General features: G+C 69.5%; 22 protein-coding genes. 6 read left to right on the forward strand and 16 right to left on the reverse strand.

All coding sequences use genetic code 11. From position 1 onward, the window contains the following. Positions 1-11 precede the first annotated feature (11 nt). From purL to purS, 4 genes are all read right to left on the reverse strand, one after another. Positions 12-2,273, reverse strand: a complete 2,262-nt coding sequence (purL, locus tag E0H50_RS00745; RefSeq protein ID WP_131283673.1) for a phosphoribosylformylglycinamidine synthase subunit PurL — start codon at positions 2,271-2,273, stop codon at positions 12-14. Then, entirely contained in the window at positions 2,273-4,291 is a 2,019-nt protein-coding gene (locus tag E0H50_RS00750; RefSeq protein WP_202867958.1) for a hypothetical protein, read from the reverse strand. The genes purL and E0H50_RS00750 overlap by 1 nt, the downstream gene beginning before the upstream one ends. Positions 4,292-4,353: 62 nt before the next feature. Beyond that, entirely contained in the window at positions 4,354-5,022 is a 669-nt protein-coding gene (gene purQ / locus E0H50_RS00755) for a phosphoribosylformylglycinamidine synthase subunit PurQ (protein ID WP_131283674.1), read from the reverse strand. Next, positions 5,019-5,267, reverse strand: a complete 249-nt coding sequence (gene purS, locus E0H50_RS00760) for a phosphoribosylformylglycinamidine synthase subunit PurS (RefSeq protein WP_131283676.1) — start codon at positions 5,265-5,267, stop codon at positions 5,019-5,021. Before purS ends, purQ begins: the two co-directional genes overlap by 4 nt. A 112-nt stretch (positions 5,268-5,379) precedes the next feature. On the opposite strand from purS, the gene E0H50_RS00765 reads away from it, so the two are divergent. The 5 genes from E0H50_RS00765 to E0H50_RS00785 all read left to right on the forward strand — a co-directional run bounded on the left by E0H50_RS00765 (position 5,380) and on the right by E0H50_RS00785 (position 9,088). Beyond that, on the forward strand, positions 5,380-5,898 hold the full coding sequence (locus tag E0H50_RS00765; protein WP_130387956.1) for a PadR family transcriptional regulator: 519 nt from the start codon (positions 5,380-5,382) through the stop codon (positions 5,896-5,898). Then, positions 5,898-6,572, forward strand: a complete 675-nt coding sequence (locus E0H50_RS00770) for an ABC transporter ATP-binding protein (RefSeq protein WP_131283677.1) — start codon at positions 5,898-5,900, stop codon at positions 6,570-6,572. Before E0H50_RS00765 ends, E0H50_RS00770 begins: the two co-directional genes overlap by 1 nt. Then, entirely contained in the window at positions 6,572-7,897 is a 1,326-nt protein-coding gene (locus E0H50_RS00775; RefSeq protein WP_131283678.1) for a hypothetical protein, read from the forward strand. Before E0H50_RS00770 ends, E0H50_RS00775 begins: the two co-directional genes overlap by 1 nt. After that, a complete protein-coding gene (locus E0H50_RS00780; RefSeq protein ID WP_131283680.1) occupies positions 7,897-8,517 on the forward strand; it encodes a CDP-alcohol phosphatidyltransferase family protein in 621 nt (206 codons plus the stop codon). The genes E0H50_RS00775 and E0H50_RS00780 overlap by 1 nt, the downstream gene beginning before the upstream one ends. Positions 8,518-8,596: 79 nt before the next feature. Beyond that, entirely contained in the window at positions 8,597-9,088 is a 492-nt protein-coding gene (locus E0H50_RS00785; protein ID WP_131283682.1) for a hypothetical protein, read from the forward strand. On the opposite strand, the gene E0H50_RS00790 is transcribed toward E0H50_RS00785, so the two are convergent. Further along, a complete protein-coding gene (locus E0H50_RS00790; RefSeq protein WP_131283684.1) occupies positions 9,085-9,960 on the reverse strand; it encodes a phosphoribosylaminoimidazolesuccinocarboxamide synthase in 876 nt (291 codons plus the stop codon). The two genes, E0H50_RS00785 and E0H50_RS00790, sit on opposite strands and share 4 nt — an antisense overlap. A gap of 21 nt (positions 9,961-9,981) precedes the next feature. Further along, positions 9,982-11,043 (reverse strand): FAD-dependent oxidoreductase, encoded by a 1,062-nt coding sequence (locus tag E0H50_RS00795; RefSeq protein WP_131283686.1) that lies wholly within the window; start codon positions 11,041-11,043, stop codon positions 9,982-9,984. Between the two features lie 53 nt (positions 11,044-11,096). Between E0H50_RS00795 and E0H50_RS00800 the strand changes: the two genes are divergently transcribed. After that, positions 11,097-11,675, forward strand: coding sequence for a TetR/AcrR family transcriptional regulator (locus E0H50_RS00800; RefSeq protein WP_131283688.1), 579 nt, complete (start codon positions 11,097-11,099; stop codon positions 11,673-11,675). On the opposite strand, the gene E0H50_RS00805 is transcribed toward E0H50_RS00800, so the two are convergent. From E0H50_RS00805 to purD, 10 genes are all read right to left on the reverse strand, one after another. After that, on the reverse strand, positions 11,659-12,081 hold the full coding sequence (locus E0H50_RS00805) for a hypothetical protein (RefSeq protein WP_131283690.1): 423 nt from the start codon (positions 12,079-12,081) through the stop codon (positions 11,659-11,661). The two genes, E0H50_RS00800 and E0H50_RS00805, sit on opposite strands and share 17 nt — an antisense overlap. A gap of 139 nt (positions 12,082-12,220) precedes the next feature. Then, positions 12,221-12,595 carry a hypothetical protein gene (locus E0H50_RS00810; protein ID WP_131283692.1) on the reverse strand — a complete coding sequence of 125 codons (375 nt, stop codon included), beginning with the start codon at positions 12,593-12,595 and terminating at the stop codon, positions 12,221-12,223. A 2-nt stretch (positions 12,596-12,597) separates the two neighbouring features. Further along, positions 12,598-14,610, reverse strand: coding sequence for a glycosyltransferase family 39 protein (locus E0H50_RS00815; protein WP_131283694.1), 2,013 nt, complete (start codon positions 14,608-14,610; stop codon positions 12,598-12,600). 1 nt (position 14,611) lies between these two features. After that, positions 14,612-15,832 carry a bifunctional glycosyltransferase family 2/GtrA family protein gene (locus E0H50_RS00820; RefSeq protein WP_131283696.1) on the reverse strand — a complete coding sequence of 407 codons (1,221 nt, stop codon included), beginning with the start codon at positions 15,830-15,832 and terminating at the stop codon, positions 14,612-14,614. Between the two features lie 63 nt (positions 15,833-15,895). Then, entirely contained in the window at positions 15,896-16,288 is a 393-nt protein-coding gene (locus E0H50_RS00825; protein ID WP_131283698.1) for a hypothetical protein, read from the reverse strand. 1 nt (position 16,289) lies between these two features. Then, on the reverse strand, positions 16,290-16,646 hold the full coding sequence (locus E0H50_RS00830; protein ID WP_131283700.1) for a hypothetical protein: 357 nt from the start codon (positions 16,644-16,646) through the stop codon (positions 16,290-16,292). A 3-nt stretch (positions 16,647-16,649) separates the two neighbouring features. Then, the gene (gene purB, locus E0H50_RS00835; protein WP_420323227.1) at positions 16,650-18,077 is read right to left on the reverse strand and encodes an adenylosuccinate lyase; all 1,428 of its coding nucleotides are present in this window, start codon (positions 18,075-18,077) and stop codon (positions 16,650-16,652) included. Between the two features lie 24 nt (positions 18,078-18,101). Continuing rightward, entirely contained in the window at positions 18,102-18,719 is a 618-nt protein-coding gene (locus E0H50_RS00840; protein WP_131283704.1) for a hypothetical protein, read from the reverse strand. After that, positions 18,712-19,200, reverse strand: a complete 489-nt coding sequence (locus E0H50_RS00845; protein WP_131283706.1) for a SigE family RNA polymerase sigma factor — start codon at positions 19,198-19,200, stop codon at positions 18,712-18,714. Before E0H50_RS00845 ends, E0H50_RS00840 begins: the two co-directional genes overlap by 8 nt. Before the next feature lie 76 nt (positions 19,201-19,276). Next, on the reverse strand, positions 19,277-20,554 hold the full coding sequence (gene purD / locus E0H50_RS00850; RefSeq protein ID WP_131283708.1) for a phosphoribosylamine--glycine ligase: 1,278 nt from the start codon (positions 20,552-20,554) through the stop codon (positions 19,277-19,279). Between the last annotated feature and the right edge of the window lie 19 nt (positions 20,555-20,573).

Below are 20,573 nucleotides of genomic sequence, written 5' to 3' on the forward strand. Positions count from 1 at the left end.
GGATCACACCGTCAGTTGAGAACCGACGGCAGCGTGGAGGTCCAGGCCACGCGGAGTTCGGTGAGGGGGAGTTCGAACTGGTCCTGGACGTCGAGGGTGTCGCCGGTGATGACGCCGATCTTCGCGTGCGGGAAGCGGCGGGCGGTGCACATGTCGGTGAACCGCACCTCCTCGGTCCGCGGTACGGCGACGACCGCGCGGCCGGCCGACTCCGCGAACAGGAACAGGAACGGGTCGAGACCGTCCGGGGCCCACACCCGCGCGCCGATGCCGCCGCGCAGCGCGGACTCGACCAGCGTCTGGGCGACGCCGCCGTCGCTGACATCGTGCGCCGCGTCGATCAGACCGTCGCGGGACGCGTTGATCAGGATGTCGGCCAGCTGCTGCTCGGCCGCGAGGTCCACCGCCGGCGGCCGCCCGCCGAGGTGACCGTGGACGACGTGCGCCCACTCGGACCCGGACAGCTCCTCCTCGGTCTCGCCGAGCAGGTACAGCTGGTGGCCCTCCATCTCGGCCGTGAACCCGATCGGCGTCCGGCGGGTGACGTCGTCGATCACGCCGAGCACACCGACCACCGGGGTCGGCAGGATCGCCGTCTCGCCGGTCTGGTTGTAGAACGACACGTTGCCGCCGGTGACCGGGATGCCGAGCTCCTTGCAGCCGTCGACCAGACCGCGGATCGCCTCGGTGAACTGCCACATCACCGCAGGGTCCTCCGGCGAGCCGAAGTTCAGGCAGTCGGTGACCGCGACCGGGCGGGCGCCGGTGGTGGCGACGTTCCGGAAGGACTCGGCGAGCGCGAGCTTGGCGCCGGTGTACGGGTCGAGCTTCGCGAACCGGCCGTTGCAGTCGGTCGACACCGCGACGCCGAGGCCGCTGGTCTCGTCGACCCGGATCATGCCGCTGTCCTCGGGCTGCGCGAGCACCGAGTTGCCGAGCACGTACCGGTCGTACTGGTCCGTCACCCAGGACTTGTCACACAGGTTCGGCGAGGCAACCAGCTTCAGCAGCGTGTCCCGCAGCTCCGCCCCACTGCTTGCCCGCGGCAACTTCTCGGCGCCGTCGGCCTGCAGCTCGTCCTGCCACTCAGGACGGGAGTACGGACGGTTGTAGACCGGACCCTCGTGCGCGACGGTCTCCGGCAGTACGTCGACCACTCGCTCGCCGTGCCAGTCGATCTCCAGCCGCCCGGTGTCGGTGACCTCACCGATGACGTCGGCCTGGACGTCCCACTTCTCGCAGATCTTCAGGAACGCCTCGACGTTCTCCGGGGTGACGCAGGCCATCATCCGTTCCTGCGACTCGCTCATCAGGATCTCTTCGGGCGACAGCGAGGCGTCCCGCAGCGGCACCTTGTCCAGCGACACCCGCATCCCGCCGTCGCCCGCGCTGGCGAGCTCCGAGGTCGCACACGACAGTCCGCCGCCGCCCAGGTCCTGGATGCCCTCGACGACGTTCGCGGCGAAGAGCTCGAGCGTGCACTCGATCAGCAACTTCTCCATGAACGGGTCGCCGACCTGGACCGCCGGCCGCTTGGTCGGGCCGCCCTCGGCGAAGGTCTCCGACGCCAGCACCGACACCCCGCCGATGCCGTCGCCGCCGGTCTTGGCGCCGTACAGGATCATCTGGTTGCCGACGCCGGTCGCGTTCGCGAGGTGCAGGTCCTCGTGCCGCATCACGCCGACGCAGAGCGCGTTCACCAGCGGGTTGCCCAGGTACGTCGGGTCGAAGACGACCTCGCCGCCGATGTTCGGCAGGCCGAGGCTGTTCCCGTAGCCGCCGACGCCGGACACGATGCCCGGCAGCACCCGCTTGGTGTCCGGGGCGTCCAGCGGGCCGAACCGCAGCGGGTCCATCACCGCGACCGGGCGGGCGCCCATCGCGATGATGTCGCGGACGATGCCGCCGACCCCGGTCGCCGCGCCCTGGTACGGCTCGACGTACGACGGGTGGTTGTGCGACTCGACCTTGAACGTGACGGCGTACCCCTCGCCGATGTCGATGACACCGGCGTTCTCGCCGATCCCGGCCAGCATCTTCCCGGCCGGCGTCTCCTGCGGGATCTCACCGAACCGCTTCAGGTGCACCTTGGACGACTTGTACGAGCAGTGCTCGCTCCACATCACCGAGTACATCGCCAGCTCGCAGCTGGTCGGGCGCCGCCCGAGGATGTCCCGGATCCGCTGGTACTCGTCCGCCTTCAGCCCGAGCTCGGCCCACGGCTGCTCGACCTCGGGCGTGTTACCGGCAACTGACACGGTGTCTGTCGACATCAGGACTCCTGCACTAGGTGGGGCTCAGGTGAAACGGTAGCGGGCTGGTAGGCGGCCATCAGATGGGCCACCAGCAGAGGAAGGGCGAAGCCGACCATGATCGCGGGCAGGGCGACGCCGGCGTCGTTGAGGAGCATGCCGACGAGGCCGCAGGTGGAGAGCGCCAGGAGGGTCGGGCGGACCATCGGGAGGCTGTTGTAGAACTCCTGGTACTGCTTGGACGGCACGCGGTGCGGCAGGAGGGTTGCCAGCATGCAGAGGATGACCGCGATGAGCATGGCCCAGCCTGCTGGACCGCTGAAGAACTGCACGGCCATCTCGAGCTTGCGGATCAGTACGTCGCTGACGTCGCCGTCGAGGAGGCGGGCGACGAACGCGCCGAAGTGACTGCGCTCGTCCGGTGGACGCAGGTAGTCGAGGAACGCGACCGCAGACACCGCCAGCACACCGGCCACGCCCACGCCGATCAGTGCGCGCAGTGAGATGCTCCCACGCCACGTCAGCCAGGCCATGAGCAGCACAGCCGGCGTCAGCGCGATGATGCCGCCGAAGTCGGTCCCCCAGCCCGGTCTGCCGTCCACAACGATCGCAGCACCGCCGACGACCAGTACGGCGATCGCAGCCTGCACCCTGCTCTTGCTGATGAGCTTCTGCGCCGCGAAGCCCGCAGCAACGAGTGCACCGACCGCGAGCGTCGCAAAGGTGGAGTTCCCGAAGCCGTAGAACCGCCCACCGATCACAGGCCCGTCAGCGAACATGCTGCCGACCTGTAGCGGCGTACCGAGCACGCCGTCGACCAGCAGGATCAGGTACGCCGCTATCGCGAGCCCGAGGTACGCGTACTTCTTCAGCACGACCTGTGCCGCCAGAGCAGCCAGTGCGCTGATCCCGATGATCACGCAGTACAAGGAGAAACCAGGCGACGGCCAGCGCCACCAGACGGTCAGTGTGGACAGGAAGACCGCTAGGTAGAACCCGCCCTGCATCAGCAGCGTGAACACCGCGGTACGTCGGGACGCCGGCGAGCGCCGGAACCAGAACCAGAGCAGCGCGAGGACCTCGGCCGCGACGATCGTCAGCGATACCGCGAACAGCATGGGCCGTGGCTGCTCGAACCGCTCGTTGGCGTCCAGCCGGTCCTCGATGACGGCCGCGGCGTCGGTGTGACGGTCTCCGGTGAAGTGGATCTCGTTGCCGTCCAGCGGGCCCGCCTCGGCGGACCCCGCTGGGTCGACGTTCGCCGGAGTGCGCTCCTTGAGGATGGTCGCGGTCACGTCGGTGAGCTGAATGAGGCCTGGACGGCGGGTGCTGTCGCTGGTCAGCCAGCGCGGTCCGTTGTCCGGGGGCAACTGCATGGCGACCAGCGGCTCCTGGTGCGCGTTGGCGAGCTCCTGGCCGATACCGACCAGCAGGACCCAGCCATCGGCCGCGCGGGCCTGTGCAACCAGTTGGGCGACCTTCTGACGCGCCTCTGCCCGTCCTTCACGCGGCGGCATCGCACCGCCGTCGATGATCGCGTCGCCACAGTCCGGCTTCGCCAGCACGGAGGCGTCGAACTCGGGCTGCCAGTTCGCGACGGTGCCGTCCGTCCGGGCCAGTGCGATCGCGGCGCCCGGACCGAAGCCGCAGATGGGGTACCCGGTCTGACCGAGGCGGCCGATCGGCGCGCCCGTGTGGTGCTCGGCCTGCCGGTCGACGTACGTCTGCCAGTCGGCCACTGTGCCGTTGGTCACCGCGGGCAGGTCACCGCACGACTGGTCGGGCACACTCCCCCACGCCCGGGTCCCCGCGCTGATCGTCAGCCACCCGTCGATCGGGCAGGTGCGGGGGCCGGCCGTCTTCACCGAGATCGAGCCCACGTGCGACTGGTTCACCAGCGCGGTCAGCTCCGGTGACGCCTTCACGTCGTTCCAGGTCAGCCCCGGTACGCCGATGACCACGACCTTCGCGAACAGGCCCGCCGGCTGCGCCGACGCCGTACCACTCACCCCCACCACCACCGCGAGAGCCCCCACCACCACCGCTAACGTCCGAAGAAGTGGCGACACCTCCCGCCAGTTCTTCGGACGTAACAGGTTCATCAGGAGGCGACGACGGCCTTCAGCACCGAGGTGAAGAAGCCCAGGCCGTCCGTGGTCGGGCCGGTCAGTGTCTCGACGGCGTGCTCCGGGTGCGGCATCAGGCCGACCACGTTGCCGCGCTCGTTGGTGATGCCGGCGATGTCGCGGTACGAGCCGTTCGGGTTGCCCAGGTAGCGGGCCACCACCCGGCCCTCGCCCTCCAGCCGGTCCAGCGTCGCCTCGTCGGCGACGAACGAACCGTCCTGGTTCTTCAGCACGATGGTGATCTCGTGGTTGGCGTCGTAGTCGCTGGTCCAGGCGGTGGTGTTGTTCTCGATCCGCAGCGTCTGGTCCTTGCAGACGAACTTGCGGTGGTGGTTCTTGATCAGCGCGCCGGGCAGCAGGTGCGACTCGCACAGCACCTGGAAGCCGTTGCAGATCCCGAGCACCGGCATCCCTTCGCCGGCCCGCTTGATGATCGTCTCCATCACCGGCGCGAACCGGGAGATGGCACCGGCCCGCAGGTAGTCGCCGTACGAGAAGCCGCCAGGCAGGACGACCGCGTCGACGCCGTGCAGGTCCTCGTCGCCGTGCCAGAGCGCGACCGCCTCGGCACCGGCCACCGCGGCCGCGCGGCGGGCGTCGGCGTCGTCCAGCGAGCCCGGGAAGGTGACGACCCCGATCTTCACTGGTTCTCCACGTGCAGCGTGTAGTCCTCGATCACCGGGTTGGCCAGCAGCGTGTCGGCGGCCTTCCGGATCTCGGCGACGCGCTCCTCGGTCGCCTCACCGTCCAGGGTGATCTCGAAGCGCTTTCCCTGCCGGACGTCGGCCACGCCATCGAAGCCGAGCCGGCCGAACGCGCCGTGCACCGCCTTGCCCTGCGGGTCGAGGATCTCGGGCTTGAGCATGACGTCGACGACAACGCGAGCCACTGACTACTCCAGGTTCGTTGCGGGGTGACGGCTGAATCCTACCGACCGCGCGACGGAATGCCGCATCCTGGACTATTCACTGAGTACATACACGCGATGTATAGTTCTGGTCATGGCCACTGCTGAGCTCGTCCTCGGGCTGCTGTCCGCCGGCCCGGCGCACGGGTACGACGTGAAGCGGGGCCATGACGCCTGGTTCCCGGACAGCCGGCCGCTCGCCTTCGGACAGGTGTACACGACACTCGGCCGACTGGAGCGCGACGGACTCGTCGAGGTGGTCGACAAGACCTCCGGCGGCGGACCGGACCGGACCGTCTACGCGCTGACGAGCAAGGGCCGCGACCACCTGAGCGACTGGCTCAACGACCCGGTGCCGCCGGCCTGGGGCAGTGCCGACGAGGTACTGCGCAAACTCGTCGCAGCGATCCGGACCGGGGGCGACGCGGCGGGGTTCCTCGCCCGTCAGCGCGCCAGTCACCTGCGCCGGATCCGTGAGTTGCGGGAGACCCCGGCCGACGACGACCCGACGTCACCACTGGTCCGCGAGTACATCGTGGCCCACCTGGACGCTGATCTGCGCTGGCTGGACGGCGCGCTGGACCGCATCTCCGAGCAGAGGGGGACTCGCTGATGAATGCTGCTCTGGAACTGGAACGAATCGAGTACGCCTACCGGCGCAACACGGCCCTGCGCGGTGTCAGCCTGCAACTCAAGCCAGGTGAGGTCGTCGCGGTCACCGGTGCGAGCGGATGCGGCAAGTCGACGCTGCTGCACTGCGCGGCGGGAATCCTCACCCCGGACGCCGGTGCCGTGCACGTGGACGGCCAGGACCTGGCCGCTCTCCCGGAGGAGCAGCGCGCGGCGCTACGGCGTACGAAGGTCGGCATCGTGCTGCAGTTCGGTCAGCTGGTGCCGGACCTGCCACTGGTCGACAACGTGGCGTTGCCGCTCCTGCTGGGTGGCCATGAGCGTGGTGAGGCGCACAAGGCCGCCATGAACTGGCTGGACCAGGTAGGTATCGCTGACGACGCCGACGCGGTCCCTGGTGAGCTGTCCGGCGGCCAGACGCAGCGTGCCGCAGTAGCGCGCGCACTGGTCACCGGTCCGTCCGTCGTACTCGCCGACGAGCCCACCGGCAGTCTGGACAGCCGCGCCGGCCAGGAGCTGCTCGGCGTACTGCTGGAGGCCGCCCGCCACCGGGGCGCTGCTCTGATGATGGTGACGCACGACAACCTGGTAGCCGCGTCAGCAGACCGTGAGATCAGGCTGCGTGATGGCCTGATCCAGCACGAGGTGGCGCTCTGATGACGCTCGAGACGCTGGTACAGCTGGCGCGTTCACGGACGCCGGCGGACCGTAGTCGGGTCCAGCTGGCCACTGCGGCACTCGCGTTCAGTGGAGCCCTGCTGCTCGGCGCACTGCGTATCGCCCGCCTGGGTAAAGGTGAGCTGAGCAACGATGTCTACAGCAATTACATCGCCGAGAGCGGCCTCCGCTCCGGGCTGATCGCGATCCTGATCATCCTGGCCGCGCTCACCGGAGGCCTGGCGGTCCAGGCCTTACGACTGGGTACGGCGGCCCGCGAACGGCGACTGACCGCGCTCCGGCTGGCAGGCGCCTCCCGGAAGCAGCTACGACAGCTGACCGTTACTGACGCGGCCATCGCCGGTCTGGCCGGCGGACTGCTCGCTGGACCGGCCTACCTGGTCCTCAGCCTGCTCTTCGGTGCCCTGCCCCTGATGGCCCGAGTCCTGCCCGGTGCAGAGCTGCTGGACGCGCTCCTGTGGATTCCGGTGGTCGTGATGATGACGGCGGCCGGTGCGGTGATCGGGAGCGTCCTGCACCGAGACGGTCCGGTCTTGCGGCAACCACAGTCCGTCGCGCAGCGTCGTACCGGCATCATCGCGGGACCGGTACTGATCGCGCTCGGCCTGCTCGCCTCGCCGTATATGGGGTACGTAGGTTCCACGATCCTGCTCACCGGCCTGGCGTTGTTCTTCCTGAGCACCTCCGGAGTCTGGATCCTTGCGCTGGGGCGGCGGCTGCAGCGGTCCGGCGACCCGGCCAACCTGCTCACCGGCCTCCGGCTGGTGACCGACTCCCGGCCCGCCTCCCGGATCTGCATGCTGCTGGGCTGCTGCGGCTTCCTCGTCGGCACCCTGGCGAACGGGATCGCCGGCGTCCAGACAGACGACCATCTGGGCGGCACTACCGCGTTCTACACCACCGGTTTCGGGCTGACCATCGCCGGACTCGTCCTGGTCGCCCTGACCGCGATGGCTGCGCTGATCGTCGGCGTCGCGGACCAGCTGGTCGACCAGCGCCGCCAGTTCGCCAGCCTGACCGCACTGGGTGTGGACCTGCCGTTCCTCCGCCGGGTCATTCGCCGGCAGCTCACTGTGGTCGCGGCTCCCGCACTGGCCGTCGGCCTGCTGCTCGGCACCGTGACCGGCATCAATCGGGTCGCCGGCGGCGCGGTCGGGCCGTTCGAGCCCGGGACACTGCTGCTCGGGGCGATCCTGACGATTACAGGCTGGCTCCTCGGCCAGCTCGGCGGCGCCGTCGCCGGTTTCCTGCTTCGCAACCAACTGCGGGACGCACTCGATCCCGAGAATCTGAGGGCGGCCTGATGACCTCTACACCTTTGGCGGTCCGGCCCGCGTTGCTGCTCGGCGTGCCGAACCGGATCACGTTGATCCGGACCGTGATCGCAATGACGCTCGCGACCTACGCGTTCAGCACCGGCGAGCTGCTGTGGCTGGTGATCGGGTACGTCTCCTACTGGTTCGGCGACAGCCTCGACGGCTGGGTGGCCCGGATCCGGAACGAGGAGTCGCTGTCCGGTGCGGTGTTCGATGTCGTCTGCGACCGGGCGTGCTCGTTCCTGCTGGCGGCCGCGTTCATGGCGACGTACCCGGACACGATCGGGCCGCTGGCGATCTACCTGGTGCAGTTCGGCGTCCTGGACACCATGCTGACGTTCTCGTTCCTGCTCTGGCCATGGGTACTCAGCCCGAACTACTTCTACAAGGTCGACCGGCCGATCTACGTCTGGAACTGGTCCAAGCCCGCCAAGGCGCTGAACACCGGCGCTGTGGTGGTCTCGCTGGTCGTGGCCGGCCAGACCGATGCACACTGGCTGCCGTACGCCGTCGCGGTCGCGGCCCTGCTGGTGAAGGTCGTCTCGTCGTACCGGCTGGTCCAGATCCTCAGCGGCCGCCGCGCCGCCGCCCCGGGCGAGGCACGATGACAGGGTGGACCCTGGTCCACCCCTGGAAGGGGGCCTGAGTTCCGTGGCAACGGCCGGAATCGCACTTAGCCTCGGTGTCATGTGGGTGTGGCAACTGGTACTCGCGGTGGGCTTCGGCATCGGCTCCGCCGTCGTACCGTTCATGAACGCGGAGGCGTACGTCCTCGCGCTCGGCGCCACGCACGCCCTGAACCCGGTGGTCGCCGCGATCGGTGTCTCGATCGGCCAGACCATCGGCAAGGTCGGGATGTTCCTCGCCGTCCGCTACCGGCCCGGCTACGCGGCCCGCAAGACCAAGAAGGAGCCCAGGCCGGTCAACCTGGACACCCGCTGGGGCCGCTTCGTCCAGTGGAACCGCGACCTGACCAAACGGCTCCTGGACGCCATGAGCGACAGCCGCTGGGGCGCCCCGGTCACGCTCCTGAGCGCGTTCGTCGGCATCCCGCCGCTGTACGGCGTGGCGCTCATCGGCGGCGCCTCGCGGATGCGGACTGTCGTCTTCACGCTGTCCGTCCTGGTCGGCCGCAGCGGCCGCTTCATCCTGCTCGCGCTCGGCGTGGGCCTCTTCTAGGCCTCGAACTTCAGCCCGGTCAGCTGCTCGTACGCCGCGATGTACGACGACCTGGTCCGCTCGACGACCTCGTCGGTCAGCGGCGGCGGCGCCTCACCGGACGTGCGGTCCCAGCCGGACTCGAACTGCAGCCAGTCCCGGACGATCTGCTTGTCGTACGACGGCTGCGGCTTGCCCGGCGCCCACTGGTCGGCCGGCCAGAACCGGCTCGAATCGGGCGTCAGCACCTCGTCGGCGAGCACCAGCGTCCCGTCCGCGCGGGCGCCGAACTCGAACTTCGTGTCCGCCAGGATGATCCCGCGCGCCTCGGCCATCGCCCGCGCCGTCGTGTAGATCTCGAGCGTCGCGTCCCGCAGGGCGGCCGCCGTGTCCGCGCCGACGGTGTCGACCACCACGTCGTACGACACGTTCTCGTCGTGCTCGCCGAGCTCGGCCTTGGTGGCCGGCGTGAAGATCGGGGTGTCGAAGCGCGAGCCCTCGACCAGGCCGCTCGGCAGCGGGATCCCGCAGACGGCGCCGGTGGCGTTGTAGTCGAGCAGGCCGGTGCCGCTCAGGTACCCGCGGGCGACACACTCCACCGGGTAGATCGCGAGCTTCTCGCACACCACGGCCCGCCCGGCGACCTCGGCCGGCACGTCCGTGGAGATGATGTGGTTCGGCACGTCGAGCTGCTCGAACCACCACAGGCTCATCGCGGTGAGCACCTTCCCCTTGTCGGGGATCACCGACTCCAGGATCCAGTCGAACGCGCTCATCCGGTCGCTCGCGACCATCAGCAGGTCGCCGGACTCGAGCTCGTAAAGGTCCCGGACCTTGCCGGAGTGGAGGTGCTTCGCACCGGGAATCTCAGGCGCCTGCGGAAGTATGGTCACGGCGCCGATTGTTCCATCCGCCTACTTGCGCGCTCGCAGGGCCACCAGCTTCCCGCCGACGGCGAACAAACCGTCACGGACCGTGCAGAGCACCGGGTTCTCGGTCTGACCCAGGCGGCCGACGGCGCGGGAACGCTTCACCAGCTTGGTCGTCGCGGGCCGCCGTTCGGCGTCGTACGCCGTCAGCGCCGCCCGCAGCTCGCCCGTCCGCCCGAGGTGCCGCACCAGCGCGCCCGCGTCCTCGATCGCGGAGCAGGCGCCGCGGCCGAGGTTCGGCGTCATCGCGTGTGCCGCGTCGCCGAGTAGCACGATCCGCCCCTGCGCGAACGGCACCAGCGGCAATGTCAGGTCGTAGATGTCGTTCTGCAGGATCTTCTCGGTACCCGCGATCAGCCGCGGCAGCGGATCGTGCCAGCTCTCGAACACGGTCGGCTCGCTCGTCGCACCGGCCGGCTGGTTCGCGGTCGCGTACCAGTAGTACCGCCCGTCGATCAGCCGCGCGAACCCGAACAGTTGCCCACGGCCCCAAGTCTCGCCGCCGCCGTCGTCGAGGTCCACATCCGCGATCCCGCGGTACCCCGTGAAGCCGGAGTACCGAGGCCCCGCGTAGTGCGGATACATCGATCCCCGTACCGCACTCCGGATCCCGTCCGCGGCCACCAGCAGGTCCGCCCGCAGCTCACCGTTGACCGTGACCCCGTCCGCGTCCTGCGTGACCGTCCGTACGTCGTACCCGGTCCGGACCGTCACCGCCGGACCGAACTCGGCCGTGACCAGGTCGTGGAGCTGGGCGCGATGGATCATCACCGGGAGCTCCATGCCGAGGTCGGCCGCGCTGACCACCCAGCGACCGTCGGGCTTGCGCATCCCGGCCGGCTTGGACTGCACCGACGCCTTCTCGACGCCCTTGACCCCGAGCTCCTCGAGTACGGCGACCGCCGCCGGCCAGACCGAGATACCGGCCCCTACCTCACCAAGCTCCGGAGCACGCTCCAGGACTGTGACCTGCCAGCCGCGCCGTTGCAGCGCGACAGCGGCCGTGACCCCTCCAATACCCGCCCCGACCACGATCGCCGTACTCATGACCTTGACTCTACATCTGTAGAGTTCGGTTGGGAAGTGCGAGACTGGGCGACGTGACGAAGCGAGTTCCGCGGGGTGCGGATCGGCAGGAGGCCATCGCTGACGCGGCGATCCATCTCGTCGCGACTCGCGGGCTGCGCGGGCTGACGCACCGCGCCGTCGACACCGAGGCAGGGCTGCCGCCGGGCTCCACGTCGTACTACCTGCGGACGCGGAACGCCCTGCTCACCGCCTGCGTGCACCGGATGCTCACCCGGGACGTGGCCGGGATGCCGCCGCCCGGGGCGGATCCGGTCGAGCTGATGGTGGCGATGACGGCGGGACTCGCGCAGGACCGGCCGGACGATCTGGTCGCGCGGTACGAGTTGTCGCTCGAGGCGAGCCGTCAGCCGGAGCTGCGGGCCGCGATCGTCGACGGCGGGCGGCAGTTGCGCGCGATGCTCGCGCAGTTGCTCGCCGGGCTCGGCGTACCGGATCCGGAGGCGGCCGCGTGGCCGGTCGCCGCGATGCTGGACGGGCTGATGTACGACCGGGTCGCCGGGACCGGGACAACGCTCTCACCAGAAGCGTTCGAGGCCGCCGTACGACGCTCCGTCACGGCGCTGATCGCCGGACTCAGAGACGGTCCGTGACCGTGACGAAGGTGAAATAGCCGACGCCGAGCAGCATGCCCACGTGGCCGAGGACGGACAGGCCGGCGCCGGAACCCCAGGCGTCACTCTGCGCATCCTCGGAGTGCTTGCCGGCACTCGGCAGCCAACGGGCCAGAAGCAACAATCCGATGACCGTCAGCAACCACCAGCCGGCCAGCATGACCAGGGCGATCTCCCGCCGACCGGTGACCAGGGCAACGACCCAGCCGATCAGCGTGATCACTCCGACCACGGTGTGCAGTCGCAACAGCGTTGCGGAGTACCCGTGCCGGCCCGCGCCGTGACCGGTGCCGTCGACAACAGTCCCACCGAGCCGGACGCGCGTGATCAGTACGACGACCGCCCCGAGCGCGGTCAGGAACCAGGTGACGTTCGACCATTCCACGTCCCCGTTCCTACCCCACCCCACGCCCCGGCGAACCATTCCGCGTGTCGTTCCACGCTTGACGGTCGTCCAGAAACCGCGCCCGGCGGGCCGAGTGTCCGCTCAACGCCCGCCGGGCTGCCTTGATTCAGGCGAGGGGTCAACTGGTGCGGGTCTGCCCCGGGACCTGCTGCGTCCCATTTCCCTGGCCCTGCTGGGTTCTCTGCCCTTGACCCTGGCCCGGGAGTGTGCCCTGCCCTTGCCCGTTGCCCTGCTGGAACCCACCAGGGAAGCCGCGGCCGCCGCCGAACTGACCCTGCTGGTTGCTGGTGCCGTCCCACGAGTGCCCGACCGCCATGCCACCGAGGAACGCCAGCACAGCAACGATCGAACCGGCGCCGGCCAGCATCAGATTGCTGGGCCGCCCACCACCCTTCGTACCCTCCGTCTCCTGAGCCGGCGGTGCGGGTGGTGCGGCCGGGTTGTTCTGGGCGGCCTTGGCCGCCTGGAACTGGGCTTCTGCGGACTGTGTCATCTTCATGCTCCTGTTCCGGTGGAAAGGTCGTAGACGGTGGTGCTGCCGACGGTCTGGGACTGGAAGTTCTCACTGACCCAGGTGGCGATCTCACTGGAGCTGCCGTTCCGGCCGCCCATCATCCCGCCGCCGCCACTCCCGACGAAGTAGTGGACCTTGCCCTGGGCAACCAATTCCTTGAACTCCTCGAGCGACGGCGCCGGGTCGGTCCCGTTGAACCCGCCGATCGCCATGATCGGTACGCCGGACGCGATCTGCATCGGCGCGGCGCCGTTCGCGGTGACCGCGGCCGCCGCCCAGGTGTACCCCTTGGCGCCGTTCTGCAGCAGCGTGATCAGCTCACTCGACACCCCGCTGATCCCACCACCGCCGAGGAACCCGCCGACACCGCCGGTACCACCCGTACCCCGCCCGGTCGTGCCGCCGGTCTGACCGGGCGGCGCACCCATCTGACCGCCACCAGGTCCGCCGCCGCGCATCCCACCGCCGCCCATACCGCCACCCATGCCGCCGGCTCCCGAAGGACCCGCGGACGGCAGCGCTCCGGTGTGTGCGGAGTTGATCGTCGCCACGGAGTACGCCGTCGGCCCGGTCAGGGCGCTGACCGCCAGCAGAGCCGCCGCGAACATCCCGGCCCGGCGAGCCGTCGTACGGTGCAGCTTCAGCTCCGGCAGCAGCATCAGCGCACCCGCGCCGGCCACGCCGGTGATCAGCACGACCCACCGGATCCAGGGATGCCAGGTCGGCGTCTGGTTCAGCAGCGCGAAGCTCCACCCGGCCGTCAGCAGGATCCCGCCGGCCAAAGTTGTCCGCGGCAACCATTCCGTACGCCGCTTCCAGAGCACCGCCATCGCCGCACCGATCAACGCACCGATGGCCGGCGCCAGCGCGATCATGTAGTAGCTGTGGATGATTCCCTGCATGTAGCTGAACACCAGACCGGTACCGAGCAACCACCCACCCCACAGCAGCACGAATGCGCGCTTCCGATCCGTCCGCGGAGCCTTGCCCGCAGCAACCACCAGTACGACGGTGGCGAGCAGCGCAGCCGGAAGCAACCACGCGATCTGCGACGCGAACTCGCCACCGAACAGTCGCTGTACGCCGGCCGCGCCGCCCCACATGCCACCGCCGCCGTTGCCGCCACCTCCGCCGCCGACCGAGCCGGTCTCGTTGCCGTTGAGCCGGCCCAGGCCGTTGTAGCCGAGCGTCAGCTCGAGGATGCTGTTGTTCTGGGAGCCGCCGATGTAGGGCCGCGCCGAAGCAGGCATCAGCTCGACGATCGCGATCCACCAGCCGGCGCTCACGATCAGCGAGACGGTCGCCAGCCCCAGGTGCAGGAGACGCTTCCCCAGCGCCGGCTTCCCGGCGACCAGGTACGCGATCCCGAACGCCGGCAGGATCAGGAACGCCTGCAACATCTTCGTCAGGAATCCGAATCCGACCAGGGCCCCGGCGAGGATCATCCAGCGCGCCGAGTACTTCACAGAGTCGATCGCCCGCGTCACCGCCCACGCGCCGGCGCAGAGCAGCAGGACCAGCAGCGCGTCCGGGTTGTTGAACCGGAACATGAGGACGGCAACCGGCGTCAGCGCGAGGATCGCTCCGGCCAGTAGTCCGGCGTTCGCGGAGAACCAGCGCCGTACGGACACGTAGACGAAGCCGACGCTCGCGACGCCCATCAGCGCCTCGGGGATCAGCATGCTCCAGGTGTTGAAGCCGAAGATCCGCCCGGACAGGCCCATCACCCACAGCGCGGCGGGGGTCTTGTCGACGGTGATGAAGCTGGAGGAGTCGAACGACCCGAAGAACCAGGCCTTCCAGCTCGTCGACCCGGCCTGTACCGCGGCGGCGTAGTACTCGTTCGCGTAGCCGTTCTTGGACAGGCCCCACAGGTACGCGATCGCGGTCAGCGCCAGCAGCCCGCCGTACAGGACCTTGTCCTTTCCGAGCGTGTACTGCGTGCTGATCGCGCGAGGTCTGGTGACCTCGACGGGATCGGTGAGTGTTGCCATGTCAGTTGCTCCGGGTGTTTTCGAGAACCGCCGGGGGTTCGAAGGTCGGGATGGTGGGTGCGTCGTCGTCGAAGACCCAGGCCTGGAAGAGGCTGAACCGAACGACGGTCGCCGCGAGGTTCGCGATGGTCAGGACCGTGATCTCGACCGCCTGGTGCGGGGCGGAGACCGCGGTGTGCAGCAGCCAGAGCGACGCCGCGGTCAGGCTCCAGCCGATCCCGAAGGTGACCAGGCCGCGCAGATGATGCCGCCAGCGGCCTTCCACACCGCGCACTCCGAACGTGATCCGCCGGTTGAGCGCGGTGTTGCCGACCGCGGTGATCAGCAGCGCCAGCAGGTTCGCCACCTGGGCCGGCATGCCTTGGCGCAGCACGAGATACAGCAGCGCGTACGCCGCCGTACTCAGCACGCCGACGGCGCAAAAGCGCAGTACCCGGGCGGCCATCGCGGTCCGCGGATCGAGGATCTGCGGCCGGCCGTACTTCTGCCGGATCGGCTCCAGGTCGACGCGGCTGCGCATCAGTCGGGCGATCCCCCGCAGGTCCTCGCCCACCGTCTTCGCGATCGCGACCCGGGAGTCCAGGTCGTCGACCCAGTCCACCGGGACCTCATGGATCCGCAGCCCGGCCTGCTCCGCGAGCACCAGCAACTCGGTGTCGAAGAACCAGCTGGTGTCCTCGACCAGCGGCAGCAGCTCGCGCGCCACATCGGCCCGGATCGCCTTGAAGCCGCACTGCGCGTCGGAGAAGTGCGCGCTCAGTGTTGCCCGCAGCAACAGGTTGTACGAGCGCGAGATGAACTCCCGCTTCGGCCGCCGGACCACCCGGGAGCTCTTCGCCAACCGGGTGCCGATGGCAACGTCACTGTGCCCGGCGAGCAACGGCGCGACCAGCGGCAGCAACGCGTTCAGGTTGGTGGAAAGGTCGACGTCCATGTAGGCGAGCACCTCGGCGGTGCTGGCGGACCAGACCTGCTTCAGCGCGCGGCCGCGCCCGGACTGCTCGAGCCGGACCACTCGGACCCCGGGCAGCTCGGCGGCGAGCAGCGTGGCGATCTCATATGTCGCGTCCGTACTTCCGTTGTCCGCGACGCAGACCTCGGCCGGAAACGGGAAAGCGGTGTCGAGGAACTCCCGCAGCCGTCTGATGTTCGGTCCGAGGTCGTTTTCCTCGTTCTTGACGGGTACGACGATCTCGACCCGAGGATGACCTGGAATCTGCATGTCACCGATGCTGTCCGGCGAACCTGAGTCAGCCCCTGCGCATGGCTGGCAGTTTCCTGGCAGTTACCGAGTGCGACGCAACCAGAGCAGGCCGAGCACCGGCAGCACCAGCGGCACGAAGCCGTACCCCTGGCCGAAGTGCGACCACACGGTCGCGTCCGGGAAGTCGTCCGGTACGGCGTAACTGAAGGCGCCGATCCCGATCACGCCGGCCAGCTCGATCGCGATCGCGACGGTGGCGACCTTGCGCGACACCACGGTCGCCTTCGCCAGCGCGAACGTCGCGGCGCAATAGATGACCGCGGCAACGGCCGACAACAGGTACGCGATCGGGGCGTCGCCAAACTTCGTCGCGATCTGGACGCCGGCCCGCGCGGTGGCGGCCAGCGCGAACACGCCGTACACCGCGATCAGGATCCGTCCGGGCCCGTGTTTCGTGGCCGCCGGATCGGTCATTTCAGACCGCCCACAGGTCGTGCAGCCGCAGCTCGAGGATCGGGATCACCAGACAGGCGACAGCCAGCGCACCGGCACCCCAGCGGCTGCTCTCGGCCAGCGCCCAGAACGCCCCGATCGGCAGGATGATCAGCGACCCGACCAGGTACCCGACGAAGAACGGACCGGACACGTCGCGCTCGGTCCCGCTCAACTGCACGATGCCCACGACGAGCTGAGCGAGCAGCGCGACCTCGACGACGCCGACCGCGCCGAGCACGGGCCAGTCGATCCGCTTGTCCCGCGCCGCCAGCACGACGGCGTACACCATCGCCAGCAGCGCCAGCGCGACGAGAAACCAGGTGAGCGGTGCGAACACGGGTTAGAGGATGTCACCCGGGGTGTAGGCGGCTGCTTCCGGGTGGCGCTTGGCGAGTTCGTCGATCTTGGCGACGACCGCGGCGACCTGGGCGACGGCCGCGCCGGTGAAGGACAGCGGCTCGCCGACGATGCCGACGATCTGCTCCTCGGTGAGGCCGAGACGGCCGTCGGCGCCGAGGCGGTGGAACAGGTCGTTCGCCGCGAGACCCTTGCGCAGGTCGAGCGCGGTGGCGACCGCGTGCTCCTTGATCACCTCGTGCGCGGTCTCCCGGCCGACACCGTTCTTCACCGCGGCCATCAGCACCTTGGTCGTGGTCAGGAACGGCAGGTACCGCTCGAGTTCACGCGCCACGACCGCCGGGTACACCCCGAACTCGTCCAGGACGGTCAGGAACGTCTCGAACAGCCCGTCGAGCGCGAAGAACGCGTCCGGCAGCGCGACCCGCCGTACGACGGAGCAGAAGACGTCGCCCTCGTTCCACTGGTTGCCGGCCAGCTCACCGGCCATCGACGCGTACCCGCGGAGGATCACCGCGAGACCGTTGACCCGCTCGCAGGACCGGGTGTTCATCTTGTGCGGCATCGCCGAGGAGCCGACCTGGCCCTCCTTGAAGCCTTCGGTGACCAGCTCGTGGCCGGCCATCAGCCGGATCGTGGTCGCCAGGCTCGACGGCCCCGCGGCCAGCTGCACCAGCGCGGACACGACCTCGTAGTCGAGCGACCGCGGATACACCTGGCCGACGCTCGTCAGCGTGTGGCTGAACCCGAGGTGCTGGGCGATGTCCTGCTCCAGCTCCTCCAGCTTGGCCGGGTCACCGCCGAACAGGTCCAGCATGTCCTGCGACGTCCCCACCGGGCCCTTGACGCCACGCAGCGGGTACCGCTCGATCAGCTCCTCGATCCGGGCGACCGCGACCAGCAGCTCGTCGGCGGCCGACGCGAACCGCTTGCCGAGCGTGGTCGCCTGCGCGGCCACGTTGTGCGAGCGCCCGGTCAGCACCAGCGCCGCGTGGTCGGCCGCCAGCTGGCCGAGCCGTACGGCGGTTGCCACCGCACGGTCCCGGACCAGTTCCAGGCCGGCGCGGATCTGGAGCTGCTCCACGTTCTCGGTCAGGTCACGACTCGTCATCCCCTTGTGGATGTGTTCGTGCCCGGCGAGTGCGCTGAACTCCTCGATCCGCGCCTTCACGTCGTGTCGCGTGACCCGCTCGCGGTCCGCGATCGACGCCAGGTCGACCTGGTCGACCACTCGTTCGTAGTCCTCGACGACCCCGTCCGGAACCGCGACCCCGAGCCGGCTCTGGGCCTTCAGTACGGCGACCCAGAGCTTCCGCTCGAGCACGATCTTGTGCTCCGGTGACCACAGCTCCGCCATCGAGAGACTGGCGTAGCGCGCGGCGAGAACATTGGGGATCCGGGGTTTGGTCACGAACCCCATTCTCCCAGACGGCGACTAGCTGACGGTCACCAGACCGCAGAGCAGCGCACCGGAGAGCGTGCACACCCGGTACGAGCCGGCGGGCAGGCCCTTCGGCATCCCCAGCGTGTACGGGCCGGCGCTGGAGAACGACGGGATCGCGATCCCCATCTCACCCGTCATCCGGATCGCGTACGGCGTGGTCGGGTCGCCGGGGATCTTCGCGACCAGCGTGTACAGCGACTTCTCCGGCTGGGACGCCGAGGCCAGCGAGAACGTCACCGCGCGGACCTGCTTGTCCGGGAACGTGGCGACGAACTGTCCGCCGGCGAGCGTGGTCACCGACTTCGCCGCCTTCAGCCCCAGCAGGCCGGCCTTCGGGAGCTTCGGCGCGGACGGCATCGTCGACACCTGCGGCGGAACGACGGCGGTCGTGGGCACCGGGCTCTCGGCCACGGGCGTGTTCGAGGCCGGACGGAGCGTCGGGACGATCGCGACAGCGCCGACCACAGCGGCGGCACCGATCACGGTCAGACCGGCGGTCCGGCGGCGCTTGCGGGTCTTGGCCGTGGTCAGAACGGAGTCGAAGTCTCCGGTCGACTCGGCGGCGCGGCGGTCGGCCAGCGCCTGCAGGTCCTCCTGCAGCTCAGGCATGGTCGTCACTCCTCAACAGCAATGAATCGGACAGGGCGTCCCGGGCCCGCGAAAGGCGCGACTTGACCGTGCCTTCCGCGATCCCGAGCGTGTCCGCCACCTGAGCCACGCTCAGATCACAGACGTAGTGGAGGACGACGACCTGCCGGGTCGGCATCGGCAGGCCGGCGAGAGCCTGCTCGAGGTCACCGGTGTACCGGTCGGCGGGGTCCGGGACGTTCTCGGCCGGCAGCCGGTGGAACAGCTGCGTGAACCGATTGCCGTCCCGATGCCGGTTCGCGGCCAGGCGCAGGGCGACCAGGCGAACCCAGGCCTCCGGAGCGTCGTACCGCGACACCTTCTCCCAGCGGGGCACGAGCCGCACGAACGCCTCTTGGACAATGTCCTCGGCCTCGGCACGTGACCCGGTCAGCAGCGAGATCACACCCACCAGCCGCGGCTGGTGGGCGCTGTAGAACTCTCGCAACCCCTCCGTCTCCATACCCACCAACACCCCCGACCTGTCGATCCGGTTCCATCGAATTCTCGACTTTATCCCGGCCGGGCCGGCGGAGGGGTCAGACGGTGATCTCGCCGCGCTCGGCCTTGAGGGCGATGTCGGTGCGGTGCTGGGAGCCCTTGATCCGGATCTGACCGACCGCGGCGTACGCGCGCTGGCGGGCCTCGGCGAGGTCCTTGCCGACGGCGCTCACCGCGAGCACGCGGCCGCCTGCCGTCACCAGTTCCTCGTCGTCGAGCGCCGTCCCCGCGTGGAAGACGTGGACCGCGTCGCTCTCCGCCTGCTCGACGCCGGTGATCGCGTCGCCCTTGCGCGGGCTCGCCGGGTACTTCTTCGCGGCGACCACGACCGCGACCGAGGACGCGTTCCGCCAGCTCAGGTCACCGTGGTCGGCGAGCTTTCCGGTCGCGGCGGCGTACAGCAGGCCGCCCAGCGGGGTCTTCAGCATCGGCAGCAGCGCCTGCGTCTCCGGGTCACCGAAGCGGCAGTTGAACTCGATCACGCGGACACCGCGGGACGTCAGCGCGAGACCGGCGTACAGCAGGCCGCTGAACGGCGTACCGCGGTGGCGGAGCTCGTCGATCGTCGGCTGCAGGACCTTCTCGGTGATGTCGGCGACCAGGTCGTCCGGCGCCCACGGGAGCGGCGTGTAGGCGCCCATGCCACCGGTGTTCGGGCCCTCGTCGTTGTCGCCGAGGCGTTTGAAGTCCTGCGCCGGCTGCATCGGCAGCACCGTCGTACCGTCGGTGATCGCGAACAGCGACACCTCGGGGCCGTCCAGGAACTCCTCGATCAGCACCTGGTCGCACTCGGCCGCGTGCGCGAGCGCCTCCTCCCGGTCCGAGGTGACGACCACCCCCTTGCCCGCGGCGAGCCCGTCGTCCTTCACGACGTACGGCGGACCGAACGCGTCGATCGCCGTCGCGGCCTCCTCGGGCGTGACGCAGACGTACGCCCGCCCGGTCGGCACGCCCGCGGCGGCCATCACGTCCTTGGCGAACGCCTTCGACCCCTCGATCTGCGCGGCCTCCCGGGACGGCCCGAAGACCGCGAACCCGGCGTCCCGCAGCGGGTCGGCCAGCCCGGCCACCAGCGGCGCCTCCGGTCCGACGACCACCAGGTCGACGTCCAGCTCCCGCGCCAGCGCGACGACCGCGTCATGGTCGGTCACGTCCACCGAACGGCACCCGACCGACTGCCCGTCGTACGCCGGCCGCAACGCAGCAATCCCCGGATTACCCGGAGCCGCCACAACCTGCTCAACCTCCGGATCCTGAGCCAACGCCCAAGCCAGAGCATGCTCCCGACCACCCGTGCCGACCACCAAGACCTTCACGGGCGCTCAGCCTAGCGTG

The sequence above is a fragment of the Kribbella sindirgiensis genome (genome assembly GCF_004331435.1).
Lineage (GTDB): Bacteria > Actinomycetota > Actinomycetes > Propionibacteriales > Kribbellaceae > Kribbella > Kribbella sindirgiensis.